The 19413-nt window shown below is 71.0% G+C and carries 18 protein-coding genes and 1 pseudogene; 14 read left to right on the plus strand and 5 right to left on the minus strand.

Going from position 1 to position 19413, the window contains the following annotated elements; all coding sequences use genetic code 11:
* Nucleotides 1-83 precede the first annotated feature (83 nt).
* Both QFZ76_RS36065 and QFZ76_RS36070 read right to left on the minus strand, forming a co-directional pair.
* Entirely contained in the window at nt 84-2144 is a 2061-nt protein-coding gene (locus tag QFZ76_RS36065; protein ID WP_307677603.1) for a glycoside hydrolase family 31 protein, read from the minus strand.
* A gap of 81 nt (nt 2145-2225) precedes the next feature.
* Entirely contained in the window at nt 2226-3242 is a 1017-nt protein-coding gene (locus QFZ76_RS36070) for a LacI family DNA-binding transcriptional regulator (protein WP_266433160.1), read from the minus strand.
* A 343-nt stretch (nt 3243-3585) separates the two neighbouring features.
* On the opposite strand from QFZ76_RS36070, the gene QFZ76_RS36075 reads away from it, so the two are divergent.
* From QFZ76_RS36075 to QFZ76_RS36120, 11 genes and pseudogenes are all read left to right on the plus strand, one after another.
* Complete coding sequence (locus tag QFZ76_RS36075) at nt 3586-4395, plus strand: endo-1,4-beta-glucanase (RefSeq protein WP_307677604.1); 810 nt, start codon at nt 3586-3588, stop codon at nt 4393-4395.
* Nucleotides 4396-4583: 188 nt separating this feature from the next.
* Nucleotides 4584-6515: an acyl-CoA dehydrogenase family protein gene (locus QFZ76_RS36080; RefSeq protein ID WP_307677605.1), complete on the plus strand. Its 1932-nt coding sequence runs from the start codon at nt 4584-4586 to the stop codon at nt 6513-6515.
* Between the two features lie 106 nt (nt 6516-6621).
* Nucleotides 6622-7878, plus strand: a complete 1257-nt coding sequence (dxr, locus tag QFZ76_RS36085; RefSeq protein WP_307677606.1) for a 1-deoxy-D-xylulose-5-phosphate reductoisomerase — start codon at nt 6622-6624, stop codon at nt 7876-7878.
* Between the two features lie 8 nt (nt 7879-7886).
* Nucleotides 7887-9179, plus strand: coding sequence for an RIP metalloprotease (locus QFZ76_RS36090; RefSeq protein WP_307680228.1), 1293 nt, complete (start codon nt 7887-7889; stop codon nt 9177-9179).
* A gap of 169 nt (nt 9180-9348) precedes the next feature.
* Nucleotides 9349-10506 (plus strand): flavodoxin-dependent (E)-4-hydroxy-3-methylbut-2-enyl-diphosphate synthase, encoded by a 1158-nt coding sequence (gene ispG, locus QFZ76_RS36095; RefSeq protein ID WP_307677607.1) that lies wholly within the window; start codon nt 9349-9351, stop codon nt 10504-10506.
* Between the two features lie 216 nt (nt 10507-10722).
* Nucleotides 10723-11571, plus strand: a complete 849-nt coding sequence (locus QFZ76_RS36100) for a GNAT family N-acetyltransferase (protein WP_307677608.1) — start codon at nt 10723-10725, stop codon at nt 11569-11571.
* 41 nt (nt 11572-11612) lie between these two features.
* Complete coding sequence (locus QFZ76_RS36105) at nt 11613-12143, plus strand: GNAT family N-acetyltransferase (RefSeq protein WP_307677609.1); 531 nt, start codon at nt 11613-11615, stop codon at nt 12141-12143.
* Nucleotides 12144-12216: 73 nt separating this feature from the next.
* Nucleotides 12217-13917: a proline--tRNA ligase gene (locus QFZ76_RS36110; RefSeq protein ID WP_307677610.1), complete on the plus strand. Its 1701-nt coding sequence runs from the start codon at nt 12217-12219 to the stop codon at nt 13915-13917.
* Between the two features lie 62 nt (nt 13918-13979).
* On the plus strand, nt 13980-14654 hold the full coding sequence (locus tag QFZ76_RS51900; protein WP_373464397.1) for an FAD:protein FMN transferase: 675 nt from the start codon (nt 13980-13982) through the stop codon (nt 14652-14654).
* Complete coding sequence (locus QFZ76_RS51905; protein ID WP_373464398.1) at nt 14627-15151, plus strand: NADH-ubiquinone oxidoreductase-F iron-sulfur binding region domain-containing protein; 525 nt, start codon at nt 14627-14629, stop codon at nt 15149-15151. The genes QFZ76_RS51900 and QFZ76_RS51905 overlap by 28 nt, the downstream gene beginning before the upstream one ends.
* A 6-nt stretch (nt 15152-15157) precedes the next feature.
* Nucleotides 15158-15331: pseudogene (locus QFZ76_RS36120) on the plus strand (ferredoxin); the annotation flags it as partial.
* Nucleotides 15332-15363: 32 nt separating this feature from the next.
* Here QFZ76_RS36120 and QFZ76_RS36125 read toward each other — a convergent pair.
* From QFZ76_RS36125 to QFZ76_RS36135, 3 genes are read right to left on the minus strand one after another with little or no spacing between them, the layout of a single operon-like run.
* Nucleotides 15364-16263: an aminoglycoside phosphotransferase family protein gene (locus QFZ76_RS36125; protein WP_266433120.1), complete on the minus strand. Its 900-nt coding sequence runs from the start codon at nt 16261-16263 to the stop codon at nt 15364-15366.
* Nucleotides 16264-16290: 27 nt separating this feature from the next.
* On the minus strand, nt 16291-16773 hold the full coding sequence (locus QFZ76_RS36130) for a ferritin-like domain-containing protein (protein ID WP_307677611.1): 483 nt from the start codon (nt 16771-16773) through the stop codon (nt 16291-16293).
* Entirely contained in the window at nt 16770-17327 is a 558-nt protein-coding gene (locus QFZ76_RS36135; protein ID WP_307677612.1) for a hypothetical protein, read from the minus strand. Before QFZ76_RS36135 ends, QFZ76_RS36130 begins: the two co-directional genes overlap by 4 nt.
* Before the next feature lie 205 nt (nt 17328-17532).
* On the opposite strand from QFZ76_RS36135, the gene rimP reads away from it, so the two are divergent.
* The 3 genes from rimP to QFZ76_RS36150 all read left to right on the plus strand — a co-directional run bounded on the left by rimP (nt 17533) and on the right by QFZ76_RS36150 (nt 19412).
* Nucleotides 17533-18042, plus strand: a complete 510-nt coding sequence (gene rimP, locus QFZ76_RS36140; protein WP_266433114.1) for a ribosome maturation factor RimP — start codon at nt 17533-17535, stop codon at nt 18040-18042.
* 2 nt (nt 18043-18044) lie between these two features.
* Nucleotides 18045-19031, plus strand: coding sequence for a transcription termination factor NusA (nusA, locus tag QFZ76_RS36145; protein WP_307677613.1), 987 nt, complete (start codon nt 18045-18047; stop codon nt 19029-19031).
* A gap of 102 nt (nt 19032-19133) precedes the next feature.
* Complete coding sequence (locus QFZ76_RS36150) at nt 19134-19412, plus strand: YlxR family protein (protein WP_307677614.1); 279 nt, start codon at nt 19134-19136, stop codon at nt 19410-19412.
* The last annotated feature ends 1 nt before the right edge of the window (nt 19413 follow it).

The following is a 19413-nucleotide window of genomic DNA, read 5'->3' on the forward strand; positions in this document are numbered from 1 at the left end:
TTTGTCCGGGGGCGGGCGGAGGGTTCGCCAACCAGTGTGCGAAACACGAAAGTTCACGAAGCCACCGCCCCACCCGAGCGCCGCTACTCCACCACCGGCAGCCGCGCCCCGTCCCGCAGGAACAGCGGGATGCGGTCCAGCGGCGCGTCGACCGTCACGGTCGTACCGCCCTCGTACGTCTCACCCGTCCACGCGTCCGTCCAGGTCGCGCCCGCCGGGAGATACGTCGTACGGGCCGTGGCGCCCGCCGTGAGCACCGGGGCGACCAGCAGGTCCGCGCCGAAGAGATAGGCGTCGTCGACCGTCCAGGTCGCCTGGTCCTCGGGGAACTCCAGGAACAGCGGGCGCATGACCGGCAGGCCCTCCTCGTGGGCCTCGCGCATGACCTTGAGGACGTACGGCTTGAGGCGCTCGCGCAGGCGCAGGTACCGCTCCATGATCGCGCCGGCCTCCTCGCCGTACGACCACACCTCGTTGGGGCCGCCCGTCATGTCGGGGCCCAGCGGCATGCCCGGGTCGCGGAAGCCGTGCAGGCGCATCAGCGGGGACAGGGCGCCGAACTGGAACCAGCGGACCATCACCTCGCGGTACGCCGGGTCGTCCGGGTCGCCGCCGTGGAAGCCGCCGATGTCGGTGTTCCACCACGGGATGCCGGACAGCGCGGTGTTGAGACCGGCCGCGATCTGGCTGCGCAGGGTCGCGAAGTCGGTGCCGATGTCACCGGACCACAGGGCGGCGCCGTAGCGCTGGCTGCCCGCCCACGCCGAGCGGTTGAGGGTGATGATCTCTTCCTCGCCGGTCGCGCGTAGACCCTCGTAGAAGGTGCGGGAGTTCTCGGCGGGGTAGCTGTTGCCGACCTCCAGGCCCGGGCCGGCCCAGTAGCGCAGGTTCTCCTGGAAGCCCGGCTTCAGCTCCGGCTCGCAGGCGTCCAGCCAGAAGGCCGTGATGCCGTACGGCTCCAGGTAGTTCCGCTTCACCCGCGACCAGAGGAAGTCGCGGGCCTCCGGGTTGGTGGCGTCGTAGAAGGACACCTGGACGGTGGAGGCGACCTCCTTGTCCGGCCAGTCGGCGTGGGCCATCGGGCCGTACTGGGTGCCGATGAAGTAGCCGCGCTGCTCCATGAGTTCATGGTTCTCGGAGAGGGGGGACACCGACGGCCAGACGGACACCACCAGCTTGATGCCGAGCTCCTCCAGCTCCCGGACCATCTCCGCAGGGTCGGGCCACTCCTTGAGGTCGAACTTCCAGTCGCCCAGGTGCGTCCAGTGGAAGAAGTCGCAGACGATCACGTCGATGGGCAGGCCCCGGCGCTTGTACTCCCTTGCCACGGCGAGGAGTTCGTCCTGGGTGCGGTAGCGCAGCTTGCACTGCCAGAACCCCGCCGCCCACTGAGGCAGCATCGGGGTGCGGCCGGTGACCGCGCTGTAGTGGCGCTGTGCGTCGGCCGGGGCGCCCGCGGTGATCCAGTAGTCGAGCTGGCGGGCCGAGTCCGCCACCCAGCGGGTGCCGTTGCCGGCCAGCTCCACGCGGCCGATCGCCGGGTTGTTCCACAGCAGCGTGTAGCCGCGGCTGGAGGTGAGGACCGGGATGCCGACCTCGGCGTTGCGCTGGACCAGGTCCAGGACCAGGCCCTTCTGGTCCAGCCGGCCGTGCTGGTGCTGGCCGAGGCCGAACAGCTTCTCGTCGTCGTAGGCGGCGAAGCGCTGCTCCAGGCGGTGGTAGCCGTTGCCCACGGCGGTGTACAGGCGCGGGCCGGGCCACCAGAAGTGGGCTCGCGCCTCGGAGAGGAGCTCGGAACCGTCGTCCGTGCGCAGGAAGCGGATCAGTCCCTCGGCGTCGACCTCGACGGTCAGTGAGCCGACGGTCAGCGTGCCCCGGCCGCCTTCCATCTTGATGGTGGACCCGGTGGCGGGCGGCTCGTCGAGCAGGGCGCCCGGCAGCCCCTCCAGGATCGGACCGCCGAGCCGGGCCCGGACCCGGACCGCGTCCGGCCCCCACGGCTCGATGCGCACGGTCTCCTGGCGGCCGCTCCACTCCAGCACGCCGTCCCGCTCGCGGAAGGTGCCGACGGTGGGTGACGACTGCGCGAGGCCGACCTTGGGCTCGTCCCCGGCCGGGGGCTGAATTTCGGCAGGCTGATTCACGTCTGGTGCTCCTTGAAGGAGGGCGGGCATGGCGGTGCCCTGGCGGGGCACGGCGTCAGAAGGAAGAGCGAGGGGCGAAGGTCAGGGGGCGACGGCCGGGGCGGGCCCGGTGCTCGTCCGTACCGTCAACTCGGGGGCGATCAGCACGACTTCGTCGGTCCCGTGGCCGTCGAGCTTGGCGACCAGACGCTCCACGGCGTGCCGGCCCATCTCCTGCGCGGGGATGGCGACCGACGTCAGCCGCACCGAGGCCTGGACGGCGACCTGGTCGGGGCAGATCGCGACCACCGACACGTCCTCGGGCACGGCCCGGCCCTGCTGGCGCAGCAGGGCGAGCAGCGGCTCGACCGCCGACTCGTTCTGCACGACGAACCCGGTGGTGCCGGGACGCTCGTCGAGGACCCGGGCGAAGGTCACGGCCATCGCGTCGTACCCGCCCTCGCACGGCCGGTGCAGCAGCCGTACGCCCAGTTCCTGGGCGCGGGTGCGCAGTCCGTCCAGGGTGCGCTCGGCGAAGCCGGTGTGGCGTTCGTAGACGGCCGGGGCCTCGCCTATGACAGCGATGTCGCGGTGGCCGAGCTTCGCGAGGTGCTCGACGCACAGCGCGCCCGTCGCCTTGAAGTCGAGATCGACGCAGGTCAGTCCGGAGGTGTCGGCGGGCAGTCCGATCAGCACGGACGGCTGGTCGGTGCCGCGCAGCAGCGGCAGCCGCTCGTCGTCGAGTTCGACGTCCATCAGGATCATCGCGTCGGCGAGCCCGCTGCCGGTGACGCGGCGCACGGCGTCGGGACCCTCCTCGCCGGTGAGCAGCAGGACGTCGTAGCCGTACGTGCGGGCCGTGGTGGCCACCGCGATGGCGATCTCCATCATCACCGGCACGTACATGTCGGTGCGCAACGGGATCATCAGCGCGATGATGTTCGACTTGCTGCTGGCCAGCGCACGGGCGCCCGCGTTCGGGTGGTAGCCGAGCTCGCGGATGCTCTGCTCGACCCGCTGCCGGGTGGCCCCGGAGATGGACCGCTTGCCGCTGAGGACATAGCTCACCGTGCTCGCCGAGACTCCGGCGTGCTGGGCGACCTCGGCGAGGGTGACCATCCAGCTCTCCAAGATTTGTGAAGCGCTTCGACAGTGCGCGTTGCGAATAAGGGCGGGTGAAAGTGGTTCGACAGTAGCTCCACCGGGGGTGGGTGTCCATAGGTTGTCGAAGCGCTTCGACAGGGACTTGCGGATGTGGGGCCGAATGGGGGTGATCCGCGGCCGACCCGGTCTTTCCGGGCTGCGGGGTTCCTGCCTACCACGCCCGGCCCCGGGGAGCCATGGAACACGGGCGGGCGGGCGGCCGCGAAGGCGCCCCAGGCCCACCCGCCGATCCGACGGCAACCTTTCGCGAGCCGGCGACCACTGGGAGGGCGTAGCAGGAACCCCCGGAAGGACCCCCATGCAGCACCGTCGTCCCCGCCTGTCCAAGAAGGCGAAGACCCTCATCGCCACCACGGTCGCCCTCGCGGCCGCGGCCGGCATCACCGTCGCCCAGGCGGACGAGTCGAGCAAGAAGTGCGCGGCCTTCGACACGATCACGCTCGGCAAGTACTACGTGAACAACAACCTCTGGAACGAGGGGAAGTGCACCGGCACCCAGTGCGTCTGGGACAACTCGCAGTCGGGCTCGACCATCTCGTGGGGTACGAGCTACAGCCTGGCCAACAGCGCCACGGGCAAGGACTACGACGTGAAGTCGTACGCCAGCACGGTCCTCGGCTGGCACTGGGGCTGGAAGGTCGACAAGGCGTCCACCGGGCTGCCGATCCGGGTCGGCGACCGCAAGCCGGTGAAGACCACCTGGGACTTCTCGCTGAACTCCACCCCCGGCACCATGAACGTCGCCTACGACCTGTGGCTGCACACCAAGAACACCGCCGACTGGCAGGACCAGCCCACCGACGAGATCATGATCTGGCTCAACCGGCAGGGCGGGGCCGGCCCGCTCGGCACCAAGTACGGCAGCGTCAGCCTCGGCGGCGCGATGTGGGACATCTACCAGGGCGACATCGGCTGGAACGTCTACTCCTTCGTCCGCCGCACCAACACCACCAAGGCCACCCTGAACCTCGACGACTTCACCCAGGCCCTGGTCCGCCGCAAGCTCCTGAGCAACGACAAGTACGTCTCGGGCATCGAGTCCGGCACCGAGGTCTTCAAGGGCACCGGCAGGCTGGACACCAAGTCGTATTCCGTCGACATCGGCTAGCGCCCCGGACGGCGTACCGAGTGTCCGCCACGATGTGACGGAAAATCGCGGGGAAAGTACGGGTGGCCAACGGGTGGACCTGGCGCGAGGGGTGGTCGGGTCGCCCGCTATCGGGTACATACGATCCAGTAGCACCGGTCAGTAACGTAACGGACCCAAGATCCCGATTCGCGGCGAGGTGAGCCTCAATGTCCGCAGCACCCACCCAACCCACCGTCACCGAGCGTGAAGCACGCCAGGTGGCGGAGGCTGCCCGGGAACAGGACTGGCGCAAGCCCAGCTTCGCCAAGGAACTGTTCCTCGGCCGCTTCCGGCTCGACCTCATCCACCCCCACCCGATGCCGCCCGACGAGGCCGCCCAGCGCGGCGAGGAGTTTCTCGCCAAGCTGCGGGACTTCTGCGAGACGAAGATCGACTCGGCGCGGATCGAACGCGACGCGCGGATCCCCGACGAGACGATCAACGGGCTCAAGGAGCTCGGCGCCCTCGGCATGAAGATCGACACCAAGTACGGCGGCCTCGGCCTCACGCAGGTCTACTACAACAAGGCCCTCGCCCTGTTCGGCTCCGCGAACCCGGCGATCGGGGCCCTGCTGTCCGCCCATCAGTCGATCGGCGTACCGCAGCCGCTGAAGATGTTCGGTACCCAGGAGCAGAAGGACACCTTCCTGCCGCGCCTGGCCCGCACGGACATCTCGGCGTTCCTGCTGACGGAACCGGACGTCGGCTCCGACCCCGCGCGCCTGGCCACGTCCGCCGTCCCCGACGGCGACGACTACGTCCTCGACGGGGTCAAGCTGTGGACCACCAACGGCGTGGTCGCCGACCTGCTCGTCGTCATGGCCCGCGTGCCCAGGTCCGAGGGCCACAAGGGCGGCATCACCGCCTTCGTCGTCGAGGCCGCCTCCGAGGGCATCACGGTCGAGAACCGCAACGCCTTCATGGGCCTGCGCGGCCTGGAGAACGGCGTCACCCGCTTCCACCAGGTCCGCGTCCCCGCCGCCAACCGCATCGGCCCGGAGGGCGCCGGCCTCAAGATCGCCCTCACCACCCTGAACACCGGCCGCCTCTCGCTGCCCGCCATGTGCGTCGGCGCCGGAAAGTGGTGTCTGAAGATCGCCCGTGAGTGGTCGGCGGCCCGGGAACAGTGGGGCAAGCCGGTCGCCTTCCACGAGGCGGTCGGCTCGAAGATCAGCTTCATCGCGGCGACCACCTTCGCCCTGGAGGCCGTACTCGACCTGGCGTCCCAGATGGCGGACGAGGACCGCAACGACATCCGCATCGAGGCGGCCCTCGCCAAGCTCTACGGCTCCGAGATGGCCTGCTTGATGGCCGACGAACTGGTCCAGATCAGGGGCGGCCGCGGCTTCGAGACGGCCGAGTCGCTGGCGGCCCGCGGCGAACGCGCGGTCCCCGCCGAACAGATCCTGCGCGACCTGCGCATCAACCGGATCTTCGAGGGCTCCACCGAGATCATGCACCTGCTGATCGCCCGCGAGGCCGTCGACGCCCACCTGTCGGTCGCGGGCGACCTGATCGACCCGGAGAAGTCCCTGTCCGACAAGGCGAAGGCGGGCGCCCAGGCCGGTGCCTTCTACGCCAAGTGGCTGCCCAAGCTGGTCACGGGGCCGGGCCAACTCCCGAACTCCTACAGCGAGTTCAAGCACGAGGTCGACCTCTCCCCGCACCTGCGCTATGTCGAACGCACCGCCCGCAAACTCGCCCGCTCCACCTTCTACGCCATGTCCCGCTGGCAGGGCCGGATGGAGACCAAGCAGGGCTTCCTGGGCCGGATCGTCGACATCGGCGCCGAACTGTTCGCGATGAGCGCGGCCTGCGTACGCGCGGAGCTCCTGCGCTCCACCGAGGACCACGGCCGGGAGGCCTACCAACTGGCCGACGTCTTCTGCCGCCAGTCCCGCATCCGCGTCGAGGAACTCTTCGGCCGCCTGTGGAGCAACACCGACGACCTCGACCGCACGGTCGTCAAGGGCGTGCTGTCGGGCACCTACGAGTGGCTGGAGGCGGGCATCGTCGACCCGTCGGGCGAGGGACCGTGGATCGCGGACGCGACGCCGGGCCCGAGCAAGAAGGGAAACGTGCACCGCCCGATCCGGTAGGCGGCGCATGTCCGGGCAATGACCGGACGTCCCTCTCGGCCCCCCGTGCGGGGGACGAGAGGGACGCGCTGTCCTCACACACCGTCCTTACGGCAACAATGGAGGGATGAGCGACAGTCCAGCCCCTCTCGCCGATCCGCACCTGGTCTACGACCCCGTGGCGGGCGACGGGCCGAAGGATGTGATGATCCTCGGCTCCACCGGCTCCATCGGCACCCAGGCCATCGACCTCGTGCTGCGCAACCCCGACCGGTTCCGGGTCACCGGCCTCTCGGCCAACGGCGGCCGGATCACCCTCCTCGCCGAGCAGGCACACCAGCTGCGGGTACGGACCGTCGCGGTCGCCCGCGAGGACGTCGTACCGGCCCTGCGCGAGGCCCTGAGCGACCGGTACGGCACCGGCGAGCCGCTGCCCGAGATCCTCGCCGGCCCCGACGCGGCCACCCAGCTCGCCGCCTCCGACTGCCACACCGTCCTGAACGGCATCACCGGCTCCATCGGCCTCGCCCCGACCCTCGCCGCCCTGGAGGCGGGCCGCACCCTCGCGCTCGCCAACAAGGAGTCGCTCATCGTGGGCGGCCCGCTGGTCAAGGCCCTCGCCAAGCCCGGACAGATCATCCCGGTGGACTCCGAGCACGCGGCGCTGTTCCAGGCCCTGGCGTCCGGCACGAGAGCGGACGTGCGCAAGCTCGTCGTCACTGCCTCCGGGGGCCCCTTCCGCGGCCGCACGAAGGCCGAGCTGGCGAACGTCACCGTCGAGGACGCCCTCGCGCACCCCACCTGGGCCATGGGCCCGGTGATCACGATCAACTCCGCGACCCTCGTCAACAAGGGCCTGGAGGTCATCGAGGCACACCTCCTCTACGACATTCCCTTCGATCGGATTGAGGTGGTCGTGCACCCGCAGTCGTATGTCCACTCGATGGTTGAGTTCACGGACGGATCCACGATCGCCCAGGCGACGCCCCCCGACATGCGCGGGCCCATCGCCATCGGCCTCGGCTGGCCCGAACGCGTCCCCGACGCGGCGCCCGCCTTCGACTGGAGCAAGGCGTCGACCTGGGAGTTCTTCCCGCTCGACAACGACGCGTTCCCGTCGGTGAACCTGGCGCGACACGTGGGCGAGCTCGCGGGCACGGCCCCGGCGGTGTTCAATGCCGCCAACGAGGAGTGCGTCGAGGCCTTCCGGGCCGGCGCGCTGCCGTTCGACGGGATCATGGAGACCGTGACCCGGGTGGTGGACGAGCACGGAACCCCGCGGGCGGGAACCTCGCTCACCGTCGCGGACGTCCTCGAAGCGGAGACCTGGGCACGGACCCGGGCCCGGCAACTGGCGGCACAGACGGCGGAGGCCCGTGCATGACGACCCTGATGTTCATCCTCGGCATAGTGATCTTCGCCGTGGGCCTGCTGGTGTCGATCGCCTGGCACGAGCTGGGGCACCTGTCCACCGCCAAGCTCTTCGGCATCCGTGTGCCGCAGTACATGGTCGGCTTCGGCCCGACCATCTTCTCCCGCAAGAAGGGCGACACCGAGTACGGCATCAAGGCCATCCCGTTCGGCGGCTACATCCGCATGATCGGCATGTTCCCGCCCGGCCCGGACGGCCGCCTGGAGGCCCGCTCCACCTCGCCCTGGCGCGGCATGATCGAGGACGCCCGCTCGGCCGCCTTCGAGGAACTGCGCCCGGGTGACGAGACCCGCCTCTTCTACACCCGCAAGCCCTGGAAACGGGTCATCGTGATGTTCGCGGGCCCGTTCATGAACCTGATCCTCGCGGTGGCGCTGTTCCTCACCGTCCTCATGGGCTTCGGCATCTCCCAGCAGACCAACACGGTCAGCTCGGTCTCCCAGTGCGTCATCGCCCAGAGCCAGAACCGCGACGACTGCCGGAAGTCCGACCCGGCCTCCCCGGCCGCGGCCGCCGGCCTCAAGGCGGGCGACAAGATCGTCTCCTTCGCCGGGGTGAAGACCGACGACTGGAACAGGCTCTCCGACCTGATCCGCGCCAACCCCGACAAGGAGGTGGCGATCGTCGTCGACCGCAAGGGTGAGGAAGTGACCCTGCACGCGAAGATCGCCTCCAACCAGGTCGCCAAGAAGGACTCCAGCGGCCAGTACGTCCAGGGCGAGTACGTCACCGCCGGCTTCCTCGGCTTCAGCGCCGCCACCGGCATCGTCAAACAGGACTTCGGCGACTCCGTGACCTGGATGGGCGACCGCGTCGCCGACGCCGTCGACTCCCTCGCCGCCATCCCGAGCAAGATCCCCGCCCTGTGGAACGCGGCCTTCGGCGACGGCGTGCGCGAGCCGGACTCCCCGATGGGCGTGGTCGGCGCGGCCCGCGTCGGCGGCGAGATCTTCACCCTGGACATCCCCCCGACCCAGCAACTGGCCATGGCCCTGATGCTGGTCGCCGGCTTCAACCTCTCCCTGTTCCTCTTCAACATGCTCCCGCTGCTGCCCCTGGACGGCGGCCATGTGGCGGGCGCCCTGTGGGAGTCCCTGCGCCGCAACGCGGCGAAGGTGCTGCGCCGGCCGGACCCGGGCCCGTTCGACGTGGCGAAGCTGATGCCGGTCGCCTATGTGGTGGCGGGGATCTTCATCTGCTTCACGATCCTGGTCCTGATAGCGGACGTGGTTAACCCGGTGAGAATCTCCTAGCCATCAGGAGTTCGCGGCGGCCCGGCATGCTGGATGCCGGGCCGCCTCCCATCGAGTGGGTTTACGGCCGTGATGTGCTCGCGCCCAGGCACGTGCCGTAATCTCGAAGCCTGGAGCCCGCCGCTGACGGGACCGGGACCTTGATCCACGACTTGGGGTTGCACAGCAGATGACTGCGATTTCTCTCGGCATGCCGTCCGTTCCGACCAGGCTCGCCGAGCGCCGCAAGAGCCGGCAGATCCAGGTCGGAACCGTCGCGGTCGGCGGTGACGCCCCGGTGTCCGTGCAGTCGATGACCACGACCCGCACCTCCGACATCGGCGCCACGCTCCAGCAGATCGCCGAGCTCACCGCCTCCGGCTGCCAGATCGTCCGCGTGGCCTGCCCGACCCAGGACGACGCCGACGCCCTCGCGACCATCGCGAGCAAGTCGCAGATCCCGGTCATCGCCGACATCCACTTCCAGCCCAAGTACGTCTTCGCGGCCATCGAGGCCGGCTGCGCCGCGGTCCGCGTGAACCCCGGCAACATCAAGCAGTTCGACGACCAGGTCAAGGAGATCGCCAGGGCGGCGAAGGACCACGGCACCCCGATCCGCATCGGCGTGAACGCGGGCTCGCTGGACCGGCGCCTGCTCCAGAAGTACGGCAAGGCGACCCCCGAGGCGCTGGCCGAATCCGCACTGTGGGAGGCGTCCCTCTTCGAGGAGCACGACTTCCGGGACATCAAGATCTCCGTCAAGCACAACGACCCGGTCGTGATGGTCGAGGCGTACCGCCAGCTCGCCGCCCAGTGCGACTACCCCCTCCACCTCGGTGTGACGGAGGCCGGCCCCGCCTTCCAGGGCACGATCAAGTCGGCGGTCGCCTTCGGCGCGCTGCTCAGCCAGGGCATCGGCGACACGATCCGCGTCTCCCTGTCGGCCCCGCCGGTCGAGGAGGTCAAGGTCGGCAACCAGATCCTGGAGTCGCTCAACCTCAGGCAGCGCGGCCTGGAGATCGTCTCCTGCCCGTCCTGCGGCCGCGCCCAGGTCGACGTCTACAAGCTGGCCGAGGAAGTCACCGCCGGCCTGACCGGCATGGAGGTCCCGCTCCGCGTCGCCGTCATGGGCTGCGTCGTCAACGGCCCCGGCGAGGCCCGCGAGGCCGACCTCGGCGTCGCCTCCGGCAACGGCAAGGGCCAGATCTTCGTCAAGGGCGAGGTCATCAAGACCGTCCCCGAGTCCAAGATCGTCGAGACCCTCATCGAGGAGGCCATGAAGCTGGCCGAACAGATGGAGGCGGACGGGGTGGCGTCGGGCGAGCCGTCTATCTCGGTCGCGGGCTGACGGTTCTTTCGAGCGCCGGTCAGCTGCACTCAGCCCGTCCGGCGTTTGAGGACGAGGCCCCTTCAGGGCCGAAGCGGGGGTCTGGGGGCGGCAGCCCCCAGGAGACGGGACTGCAGCCCACGGTCACCGACAAGCGAGCGGCACCACAGGGCGACGCTGCTCAGCTTCCGCAGGTACAGTGCGGAGATCAGCAGATCCCAGTGTGAGGCCCCGCCCGTGTTGACCCAGACGACCTCCCGGGTCCTCGAACCGAGCGACCTGGACGCCGCGCTCGCCGTCCTGAACCGTGAGCCGGTCGCGAACGCCTTCGTGACGTCCCGGGTGCAGATCGCCGGACTCGACCCGTGGCGGCTCGGCGGCGAGATGTGGGGCTGGTACGAGGACGGCATGCTCACGTCCCTGTGCTACGCCGGCGCCAACCTGGTCCCGATCTGCGCGACCCCGCGGGCCGTGCGCGCCTTCGCCGACCGCGCCCGCAGGGCCGGCCGCCGCTGCTCCTCCGTCGTCGGCCCGGCCGAAGCGACCTCCCTGCTCTGGCGGTTGCTGGAACCGAACTGGGGCCCGGCCCGCGAGGTCCGCCCGCACCAGCCGCTCATGGTCACCGACCGCGTGTCCCCCACGATCTCCCCGGACCCCTACGTCCGTCGCATCCGCAAGGACGAGATGGACACGATCATGCCGGCGTGCGTGGCGATGTTCACCGAGGAGGTCGGCGTCTCGCCGATGGCGGGGGACGGCGGGCTGCTGTACCAGGCCCGAGTCGCCGAACTCGTCGGCTCCGGCCGCTCCTTCGCCCGCCTCGACGCCGACGGCAAGGTCGTCTTCAAGGCCGAGATCGGCGCCGCGACCGACCGCGCCTGCCAGATCCAGGGCGTGTGGGTCGCCCCCGAGTACCGGGGGAGGGGCCTGGCGGCTCCGGGCATGGCGGCGGTGCTGCGCTACGCGCTCGCGGACGTGGCCCCGGTGGTCAGCCTGTACGTGAACGACTTCAACACGGCGGCGAGGCGAACGTACAGGCGTGTGGGCTTCCAGGAGGTCGGCGAGTTCATGAGTGTCCTGTTCTGACCGGACCGACCTCCGCCGAAACCCCCCTGTAGGCTCCCCGCATGGACCTCGTCATCGGCCCCTTGAACCTCTCCACCCACGTAGACGAGGCCCTGGCCGTCCAAGCCCTCGCCTTCGGACTCGGCCCCGACGAGGTCGCCGTACGCCGCCAGATCGTCCTGCGCCACATGACCTACCCGGGCGCGCGGGCCTTCGGCGCCACCACCAAGGGCCGCCTCGTCGGCTTCGTGTACGGCATGCCCAACGACCGCACCCACTGGTGGTCCACGGTCGTCGAGCCGTACCTCCGCGCCAGGCACTGCGACGACTGGCTCGACGACTCCTTCGTGATCACCGAGCTGCACGTCCACCCGCACCACCAGAACCGTGGCCTCGGCCGCGCGCTGATCACCACGATCACCGACACCGCCGCCGAACCCCGCTCGATCCTCTCCGCGATCGACCAGGACAGCCCGGCCCGCGGCCTCTACCACTCCCTCGGCTACCAGGACCTCGCCCGCCAGGTCCTGTTCCCCAGCGCACCGAAGCCGTACGCCGTGATGGGCGCCCCCCTGCCGCTGCGCCGCCGCTAACCGATTTCCACCGCCCCGTACCCCCCGGCTAACCTCCTGCCATCACCCCACTCGCAGCAGGAGTACGAGAACCATGGCGAAGCTACCGGTCCAGCGCATGTCCCAGTTGATGGCGAAGACGCTGCGCGACGACCCGGCGGACGCCGAGGTCCTCAGCCACAAGCTGCTCGTGCGCGCCGGCTACGTCCGCCGCACCGCGGCCGGTATCTGGAGCTGGCTGCCGCTCGGCAAGAAGGTCCTCGCCAACGTGGAGCGGATCGTCCGCGAGGAGATGGACGCGATCGGCGCCCAGGAGGTGCTGCTCCCCGCGCTGCTGCCGCGTGAGCCGTACGACGCGACCGGCCGCTGGGACGAGTACGGCCCGGAGCTGTTCCGCCTCAAGGACCGCAAGGGCGGCGACTACCTCCTCGGCCCGACCCACGAGGAGATCTTCACGCTGATCGTGAAGGACCAGGCGTCCTCCTACAAGGACCTGCCGGTCATCCTCTACCAGATCCAGCACAAGTACCGCGACGAGGCCCGCCCCCGCGCCGGCATCCTGCGCGGCCGCGAGTTCCTCATGAAGGACTCGTACTCCTTCGACACCGAGGACGAGGGCCTCGCCCAGTCCTACGCCCTGCACCGTCAGGCCTACCAGAAGGTCTTCGAGCGCCTCGGCCTCGACTACCGCATCTGCGCCGCCACCGCGGGCGCGATGGGCGGCTCGAAGTCGGAGGAGTTCCTGGCCCCGGCCGGCGCCGGCGAGGACACCTTCGCGGACTGCCCGAACTGCGACTTCGCTGCGAACACCGAGGCGATCACGTACGAGCTGAAGACGGTGGACGGCTCCGGCGTCCCGGCCGCCGAGGAGATCCCCACCCCCGACACCCCGACCATCGAGACCCTCGCCGCCTCCCTCGGCGTTCCGGCCTCCGCCACGCTCAAGAACCTCCTCGTGAAGGTCGACGGCGAGATCGTGGCCGTCGGCGTGCCCGGCGACCGCGAGGTCGACCTGGGCAAGGTCGAGGCCCACTTCGCCCCGGCCACCGTCGAGATGGTCACCGAGGCGGACTTCGCGGGCCGCCCGGACCTGGTCCGCGGCTACGTCGGCCCGCAGGGTCCGGAGAAGGTCAGGTACATCGCCGACCCGCGCGTGGCGCCGGGCACCGCGTGGATCACGGGCGCCAACAAGGAGCACACGCACGCGAAGAACGTCGTCGCGGGCCGCGACTTCGAGGTCGGCGAGTACGTCGACGTCGTGGTCGTCCAGGAGGGCGACCCCTGCCCCAGCTGCGGCACCGGCCTCAAACTGGACCGTGCCATCGAGATCGGCCACATCTTCCAGCTGGGCCGCAAGTACGCCGACGCCCTCAAGCTCGACGTCCTCGGCCAGAACGGCAAGCCGGTCCGCGTGACCATGGGCTCCTACGGCATCGGCGTCTCCCGCGCGGTCGCCGCCCTCGCCGAGCAGACCGCCGATGACAAGGGCCTGTGCTGGCCCGCCGAGGTCGCCCCGGCCGACGTGCACGTCGTCGCCGCCGGCAAGGCCCTCCAGACCGAACTCGCCCTCGACGTCTCCGACAAGCTGGCCGCGGCCGGCCTCCGCGTCCTGGTGGACGACCGGGCCGGCGTCTCCCCGGGCGTGAAGTTCACGGACTCGGAGCTGATGGGCGTACCGCAGATCCTGGTGGCCGGACGGCGGGCCGCCGAGGGCGTGCTGGAGCTGAAGGACCGCCGCACCGGTGAGCGCGAGGAGCTGACGGTCGAGGAGGCGATCGCCCGCCTGACCGCCTGACCGCCTGACCGCCCGACGCCCTCGTCGAGCGGCTCCGCCGACTCCACCTCGGGGGCGTCGTGATGACCGCCGGCTCCCCGCGCATCACGGCCGCCGCCGAGGGGCGTGCCCTCGGTACGACCGTCCGGCTCGTCGTCACCGACCCGGCCCTCCTCGACTCCTGCAACCTGCTCCTGGCCCGGCACCTCGCCGCGCTCGACAGCGCCCAGGGCCGCCCGGTCCGGGTCAGCCCGCTGCTCGCCGAGGCCCTCGCGGTGGCCCTCGCCGCCGCCGAGGCGACGGACGGGGTGGTCGACCCGACGGTCGGCTCGGCGATGGCCGCGATCGGCTACGACCGCGACCTCACCCTCGTCCAGGAGGACGACCGCCCGGTACGGCTGCGCGTGAAACGGGCGCCCGGCCGGCGCCAGGTGCGGCTGGACCGCGCGACCGGCACGGTCACCGTCCCGCCCGGCCTCCGCCTCGACCTCGGCGCCACCGCCAAGGCCTGGGCCGCCGACCGGGCCGCGGCCACGCTGGCCCGCGCCGCGGACTGCGGGGTCCTGGTCGGCCTCGGCGGCGACACGGCCGTCGCGGGCGAGCCCCCGGCCGGCGGCTGCCAGATCCGCGTCCAGGACGTCACCGGCCCCGTCGCCGTACGGGTCGTACGCCTCCCGAAGGGGTTCCTTTCCGGCCAGTCCTCGGCCCTTGCCCAGTACCTCGGCGGAACGTGGAGACCCTGGCCCACCTCGGCCTGATCGCCCGCTACGGCGCCGACTGGTTCCGCTCCGCCGGGACGGCCGGCCAGCCGGGCAGCGCCCTGTACACCGTCCATGTGCCGGGACGTGAAGTCCGGGTCGTGGAAGCCCCGTTCGGCATACCGCTCGGCCGGCTGCTGCCCCTCGCCGCGCTCCCCGCCGACCGCTGCGGCCTCGCCGAGACCGCCCGTGTCCTGCGCTACCTGGCCCTCCAGTCGGCCGGCCAGTGCGGCCCCTGCCGCAACGGCCTCCCCCGCATCGCCGCCGCCGTCCGGACCCTCGCCGAACCGGGCCCCCAGAGCACCCTCCGCGACGACGTCGCCCGCTGGTCCGGCCTGGCCGAGGGCCGCGGAACCTGCCACCACCCCGACGGCACGGCCCGCCTGGTCCGCGGCGCGCTCACCACCTTCGCCGCCCAACTCGACGCCCACGCACACGGGTTGTGCACCGCGACCGACGCCACGCCCGTGCTGCCCGTACCCCAGGACCGGAGCTGAGCCGACATGGACCAGCGCATCGACATCGACTGGACCGCCTGTGAGGGCCACGGCCTGTGCGCGGAAATCCTCCCCGAACACATCACGCTCGACGAGTGGGGCTATCCGCTCGTCGTCGGCACCCCCGTCCCCGCCGGAACCGTCAGACGCGCCCGCAGGGCGGCGGCCGACTGTCCGGTCCTCGCCCTCAAACTGGCACCGACGGGGCGGAGTCAGAGCCAGCCCGCGAACTCCAGCAACAGCTCCGCATCCTTCGGCCGCCCCACCCGGAGCGCCCGCACCCCCGACTCCACCGCCCGGAACAGCGTCCAGCCCCGCAGCCGTTCCTGGTCCACGTCCAGCGACTCCGCGAGCCGCTTCACCCGCCGCCGGGTCGTCGCCGCCCCCGAGGGTGAGGCGATCAGGTCCTCCACCCGGTCCCGCACCAGCCGCGCCAGATCGAAGGCGCACTCGCCGACCACCGGGTCCGGCCCCACGGCCAGCCACGGCGCCCGCTCACCGGCGAGCACCTTGCTCTGCCGGAACGTCCCGTGCAGCAGCCGGTCCTCCGGCGGCGCGGCCAGCAGCTCCTCGCGGGCCGCGAGCGCCGCGTCCACCAGCGACGCCACCTCCGCATCGGCCGCGGCACTCGCCCGCATCGCCCCGGCCTGCCGCCCGGTCCGCTCGGCCACCGTCTCGAAGACATGCCCGCCGGGCGCCTCGACCCACAGCCGCCGCAACGTCCCCGCCGCCTCCAGCAGCGCCTTCGCCTCCGGCAACGACCGCACCGACACATCCGGATGCAACCGCTCAAGAAGCAGCACGCCCTCCGCGGCGAAGGGTTCCAGCAGTTGGACGGCGCCCAGACCGCCCCAGTGCGCGAGCGCGGCCCGCTCGCTCTCCGGGCGGGCCCGGGGCGGGGCCAGCTTGAGCACGGCGGGCGTCCCGTCCGGTCGCCGCACCAGCACGACCAGGCTGCTGCGCCCACCGGGCAACTGCACCCGCTCGACGGTCAACTCGCGCAGTTCGACGGCCCGTCGGGCCGCCTCGGGCAGCTTCTCCAACCAGTCGTCACCGTCCGGTGCCGTCTCGCCGAGCGCCCTCACCAGACGCTGCGGCGGTTCGAAAGCCATGCGCGAGTCGTTTCCTTCCTGTACGCGTTACGAGGTCGGCGTCGCCGACGCCGGGCCCGATGGCGAAGCCGTCGCCGCCCGCTCGGCGAGCCCAGGGAAGGCTACGCTCTCGCCGCGCCAGCGCACCGCCCGCACCGCCGCCTCCCGCAGCGCCTCGGCCGCCGTGCCCCGCCGCCCGCTTTCCGCCGCTCGCACCAGGTCGGAGTACACCCCGGCCACCCGGTCCTCCAGCTCGGCGGCCAGCCGTACCGCCGCGGCCGAGTCCGGCACCGGGAAGGGCAGCGCGTACGCCGCCGCCGCGGCCACCGGCGTGCCGCCCGCGTCCCGCACCTCGCGCGCCAGCGCGTCGCGCCGGGCCCGATGGGCGTCGTACGCCGCCTTCGCCTCCGTACGACGGCCCCCGCGGATCCGGCCGCCGACCACCCCGTAGCCGTACACCGCCGCGTGCTCGGCGGCCAGCGCCGCCTGGAGGGCCTTCAGCTCCTGTTCCTTCGGTTCCTGTTCCTTCACTTCGCACCCTCCGTCAGCAGATACGCGTGCGCCGCCCCGGCCGCGGCGACCGAGGCCAGCAGCCGTGCCGGCTCACCCGGCAGGTCGAGCAACGCCTTCGCCCGCCGGTCCGCGAGGGACCGCTCGGCGGCGGCGAGTTCGGCGAGGGCGGCCTGCTCGTCGGCCGGGACCGCAGGAGACGGCGCGGCGGAGGCGGGGCGCGGGGAGGCCGCATCGGAAGGCGACACGGAAAGCGACTCGGAAGGCGACGCCTTCCGGAGGCCCCCGAACGCCTCCGCATGCCGTACGGCCTCCGACCGCAGCGGTCCCAGCCGCTGCGCCAGCGCGGGATGTACGGCGATGACGGCGTCGTACCGTGCCACCAGGTCCGTGCTCTCGCCGGCCGCACGCGCGCGGGCCCGCTCCACGACCGACGGACTGCCGCCCGTCGTACCGCCGTCCGAGTCCTCGGACCCGGTGGAGCAGCCCACCAGCAGGACGGCCCCGGCGGCCGAGGCGAGCAGGGTTCTTCTGCGCGGCCCCGAGGGGGTGCGCGGCGGTGGAGCGTACGGCACGTCAGACGTCCTCGGGGGGCTCGTAAGAACACGCGGGCGGGCAGGGCGGCCCCGCCGGTGATCACGGTACCCGCGCACCGGCTCGGCACCACTCAGCGGCACCGACCCCGGTGCAGGTGGACGGCAACACTCCCCTGGACCGGATACCCTTTGACCAGACACGCGCCCTACCCACAACAGCACACGCGGCCGAGGAGTCACCCGGATGAGCACCACCCAGAGCGAGAGGCTGCGAGAGCTCCTGGAACCGCTCGTCAGCTCACAGGGCCTGGATCTCGAAGAGATCGCGGTGGACTCGGTCGGACGCAAGCGTGTACTGCGCGTGGTCGTCGACTCCGACACCGGCGCCGACCTCGACCAGATCGCCGATGTGAGCCGCGAGCTCTCGGCGAAGCTCGACGAGACGGACGCGATGGGCCAGGGCGAGTACACCCTCGAGGTCGGAACACCCGGCGCGGAGCGCCTCCTCAAGGAGCACCGGCACTACGTACGCGCCACGAGCCGCCTGGTGAAGTTCCAGCTGACCGACGGCGACGAACTGGTCGCCAGGATCCTGAAGGTCGACGACGAGGGTCTCGACCTCGAAGTACCTGGTGTGAAGGGCCGCAAGGCCACCGCCCGCAGACTCGCCTTCGGGGACATCGACCGGGCTCGCGTCCAGGTCGAGTTCAACCGCAAGGACAAGGACGACATGAAGGAAGAGGAGGAGGCGTAGCCATGGACATCGACATGAGTGCCCTGCGGGGCTTGGTGCGGGAGAAGGAGATCTCCTTCGAGCTGCTGGTCGAGGCGATCGAGTCGGCCCTCCTCATCGCCTACCACCGCACCGACGGAAGCCGCCGCCACGCGCGCGTGGAGCTCAACCGGGAGAGCGGCCACGTGACGGTGTGGGCGAAGGAGGACCCCGAGGACCTCGAGGAGGGCCAGGAGGCCCGCGAGTTCGACGACACCCCGTCCGGCTTCGGCCGTATCGCCGCGACCACCGCCAAGCAGGTCATCCTGCAGCGGCTGCGTGACGCCGAGGACGACGCGACGCTCGGCGAGTACGCGGGCCGGGAGGGCGACATCGTCACCGGCGTGGTCCAGCAGGGCCGCGACCCGAAGAACGTGCTCGTGGACATCGGCAAGCTGGAGGCCATCCTGCCGGTGCAGGAGCAGGTCCCGGGGGAGACGTATCAGCACGGGATGCGCCTTCGGTCGTACGTCGTCCGGGTGGCGAAGGGGGTCCGCGGTCCGTCCGTCACCCTGTCCCGCACACATCCCAATCTGGTGAAGAAACTCTTCGCGCTCGAGGTGCCGGAGATCGCCGACGGGTCCGTCGAGATCTCCGCCATCGCCCGCGAGGCCGGCCACCGCACGAAGATCGCCGTCCGGTCCACCCGTTCGGGTCTCAACGCCAAGGGCGCCTGCATCGGCCCCATGGGCGGCCGGGTGCGCAATGTCATGGGCGAGCTCAATGGTGAGAAGATCGACATCGTCGACTGGTCGGACGACCCGGCCGAGATGGTGGCGAACGCGCTCTCCCCGGCCCGCGTCTCCAAGGTGGAGGTCGTGGACATGGCGGCCCGCTCCGCGCGTGTGACGGTGCCCGACTACCAGCTGTCCCTGGCGATCGGCAAGGAAGGGCAGAACGCCCGCCTCGCGGCCCGTCTGACCGGCTGGCGGATCGACATCCGCCCGGACACCGAGCAGCCCGGGGAATAGATCCAAGCCGCAGGTGGCTGAGATCACGACAGTTTCATGCGCGGCAACTGTTCGATTCTTGCCCCGAAGGGGTGAGGTCGGTGCGGGGAGGTAGACTTAAGAGTGTCTGGCCGGACGCGAGCCCGCGCATGCCCTGAACGCACCTGTGTGGGGTGCCGGGAGCGAGCGGCCAAGAAGGACTTGCTGCGGATCGTGGCCATCGAGGGTGAATGCGTCCCCGATGATCGCGGTACGCTGCCCGGCCGGGGTGCGTATATGCATCCCGCCCTGGTCTGTTTCGACCTGGCGGTACGCCGTCGGGCTATCCCACGGGCGCTGCGCGCCCCGGGACCGCTCGACACCCAGGCGTTGCGTCTCTACGTCGAGCAGGCAACACCGTAAG

It is taken from the genome of Streptomyces sp. V4I2 (genome assembly GCF_030817655.1).
In the GTDB taxonomy this organism is placed as follows: domain Bacteria; phylum Actinomycetota; class Actinomycetes; order Streptomycetales; family Streptomycetaceae; genus Streptomyces; species Streptomyces plumbiresistens.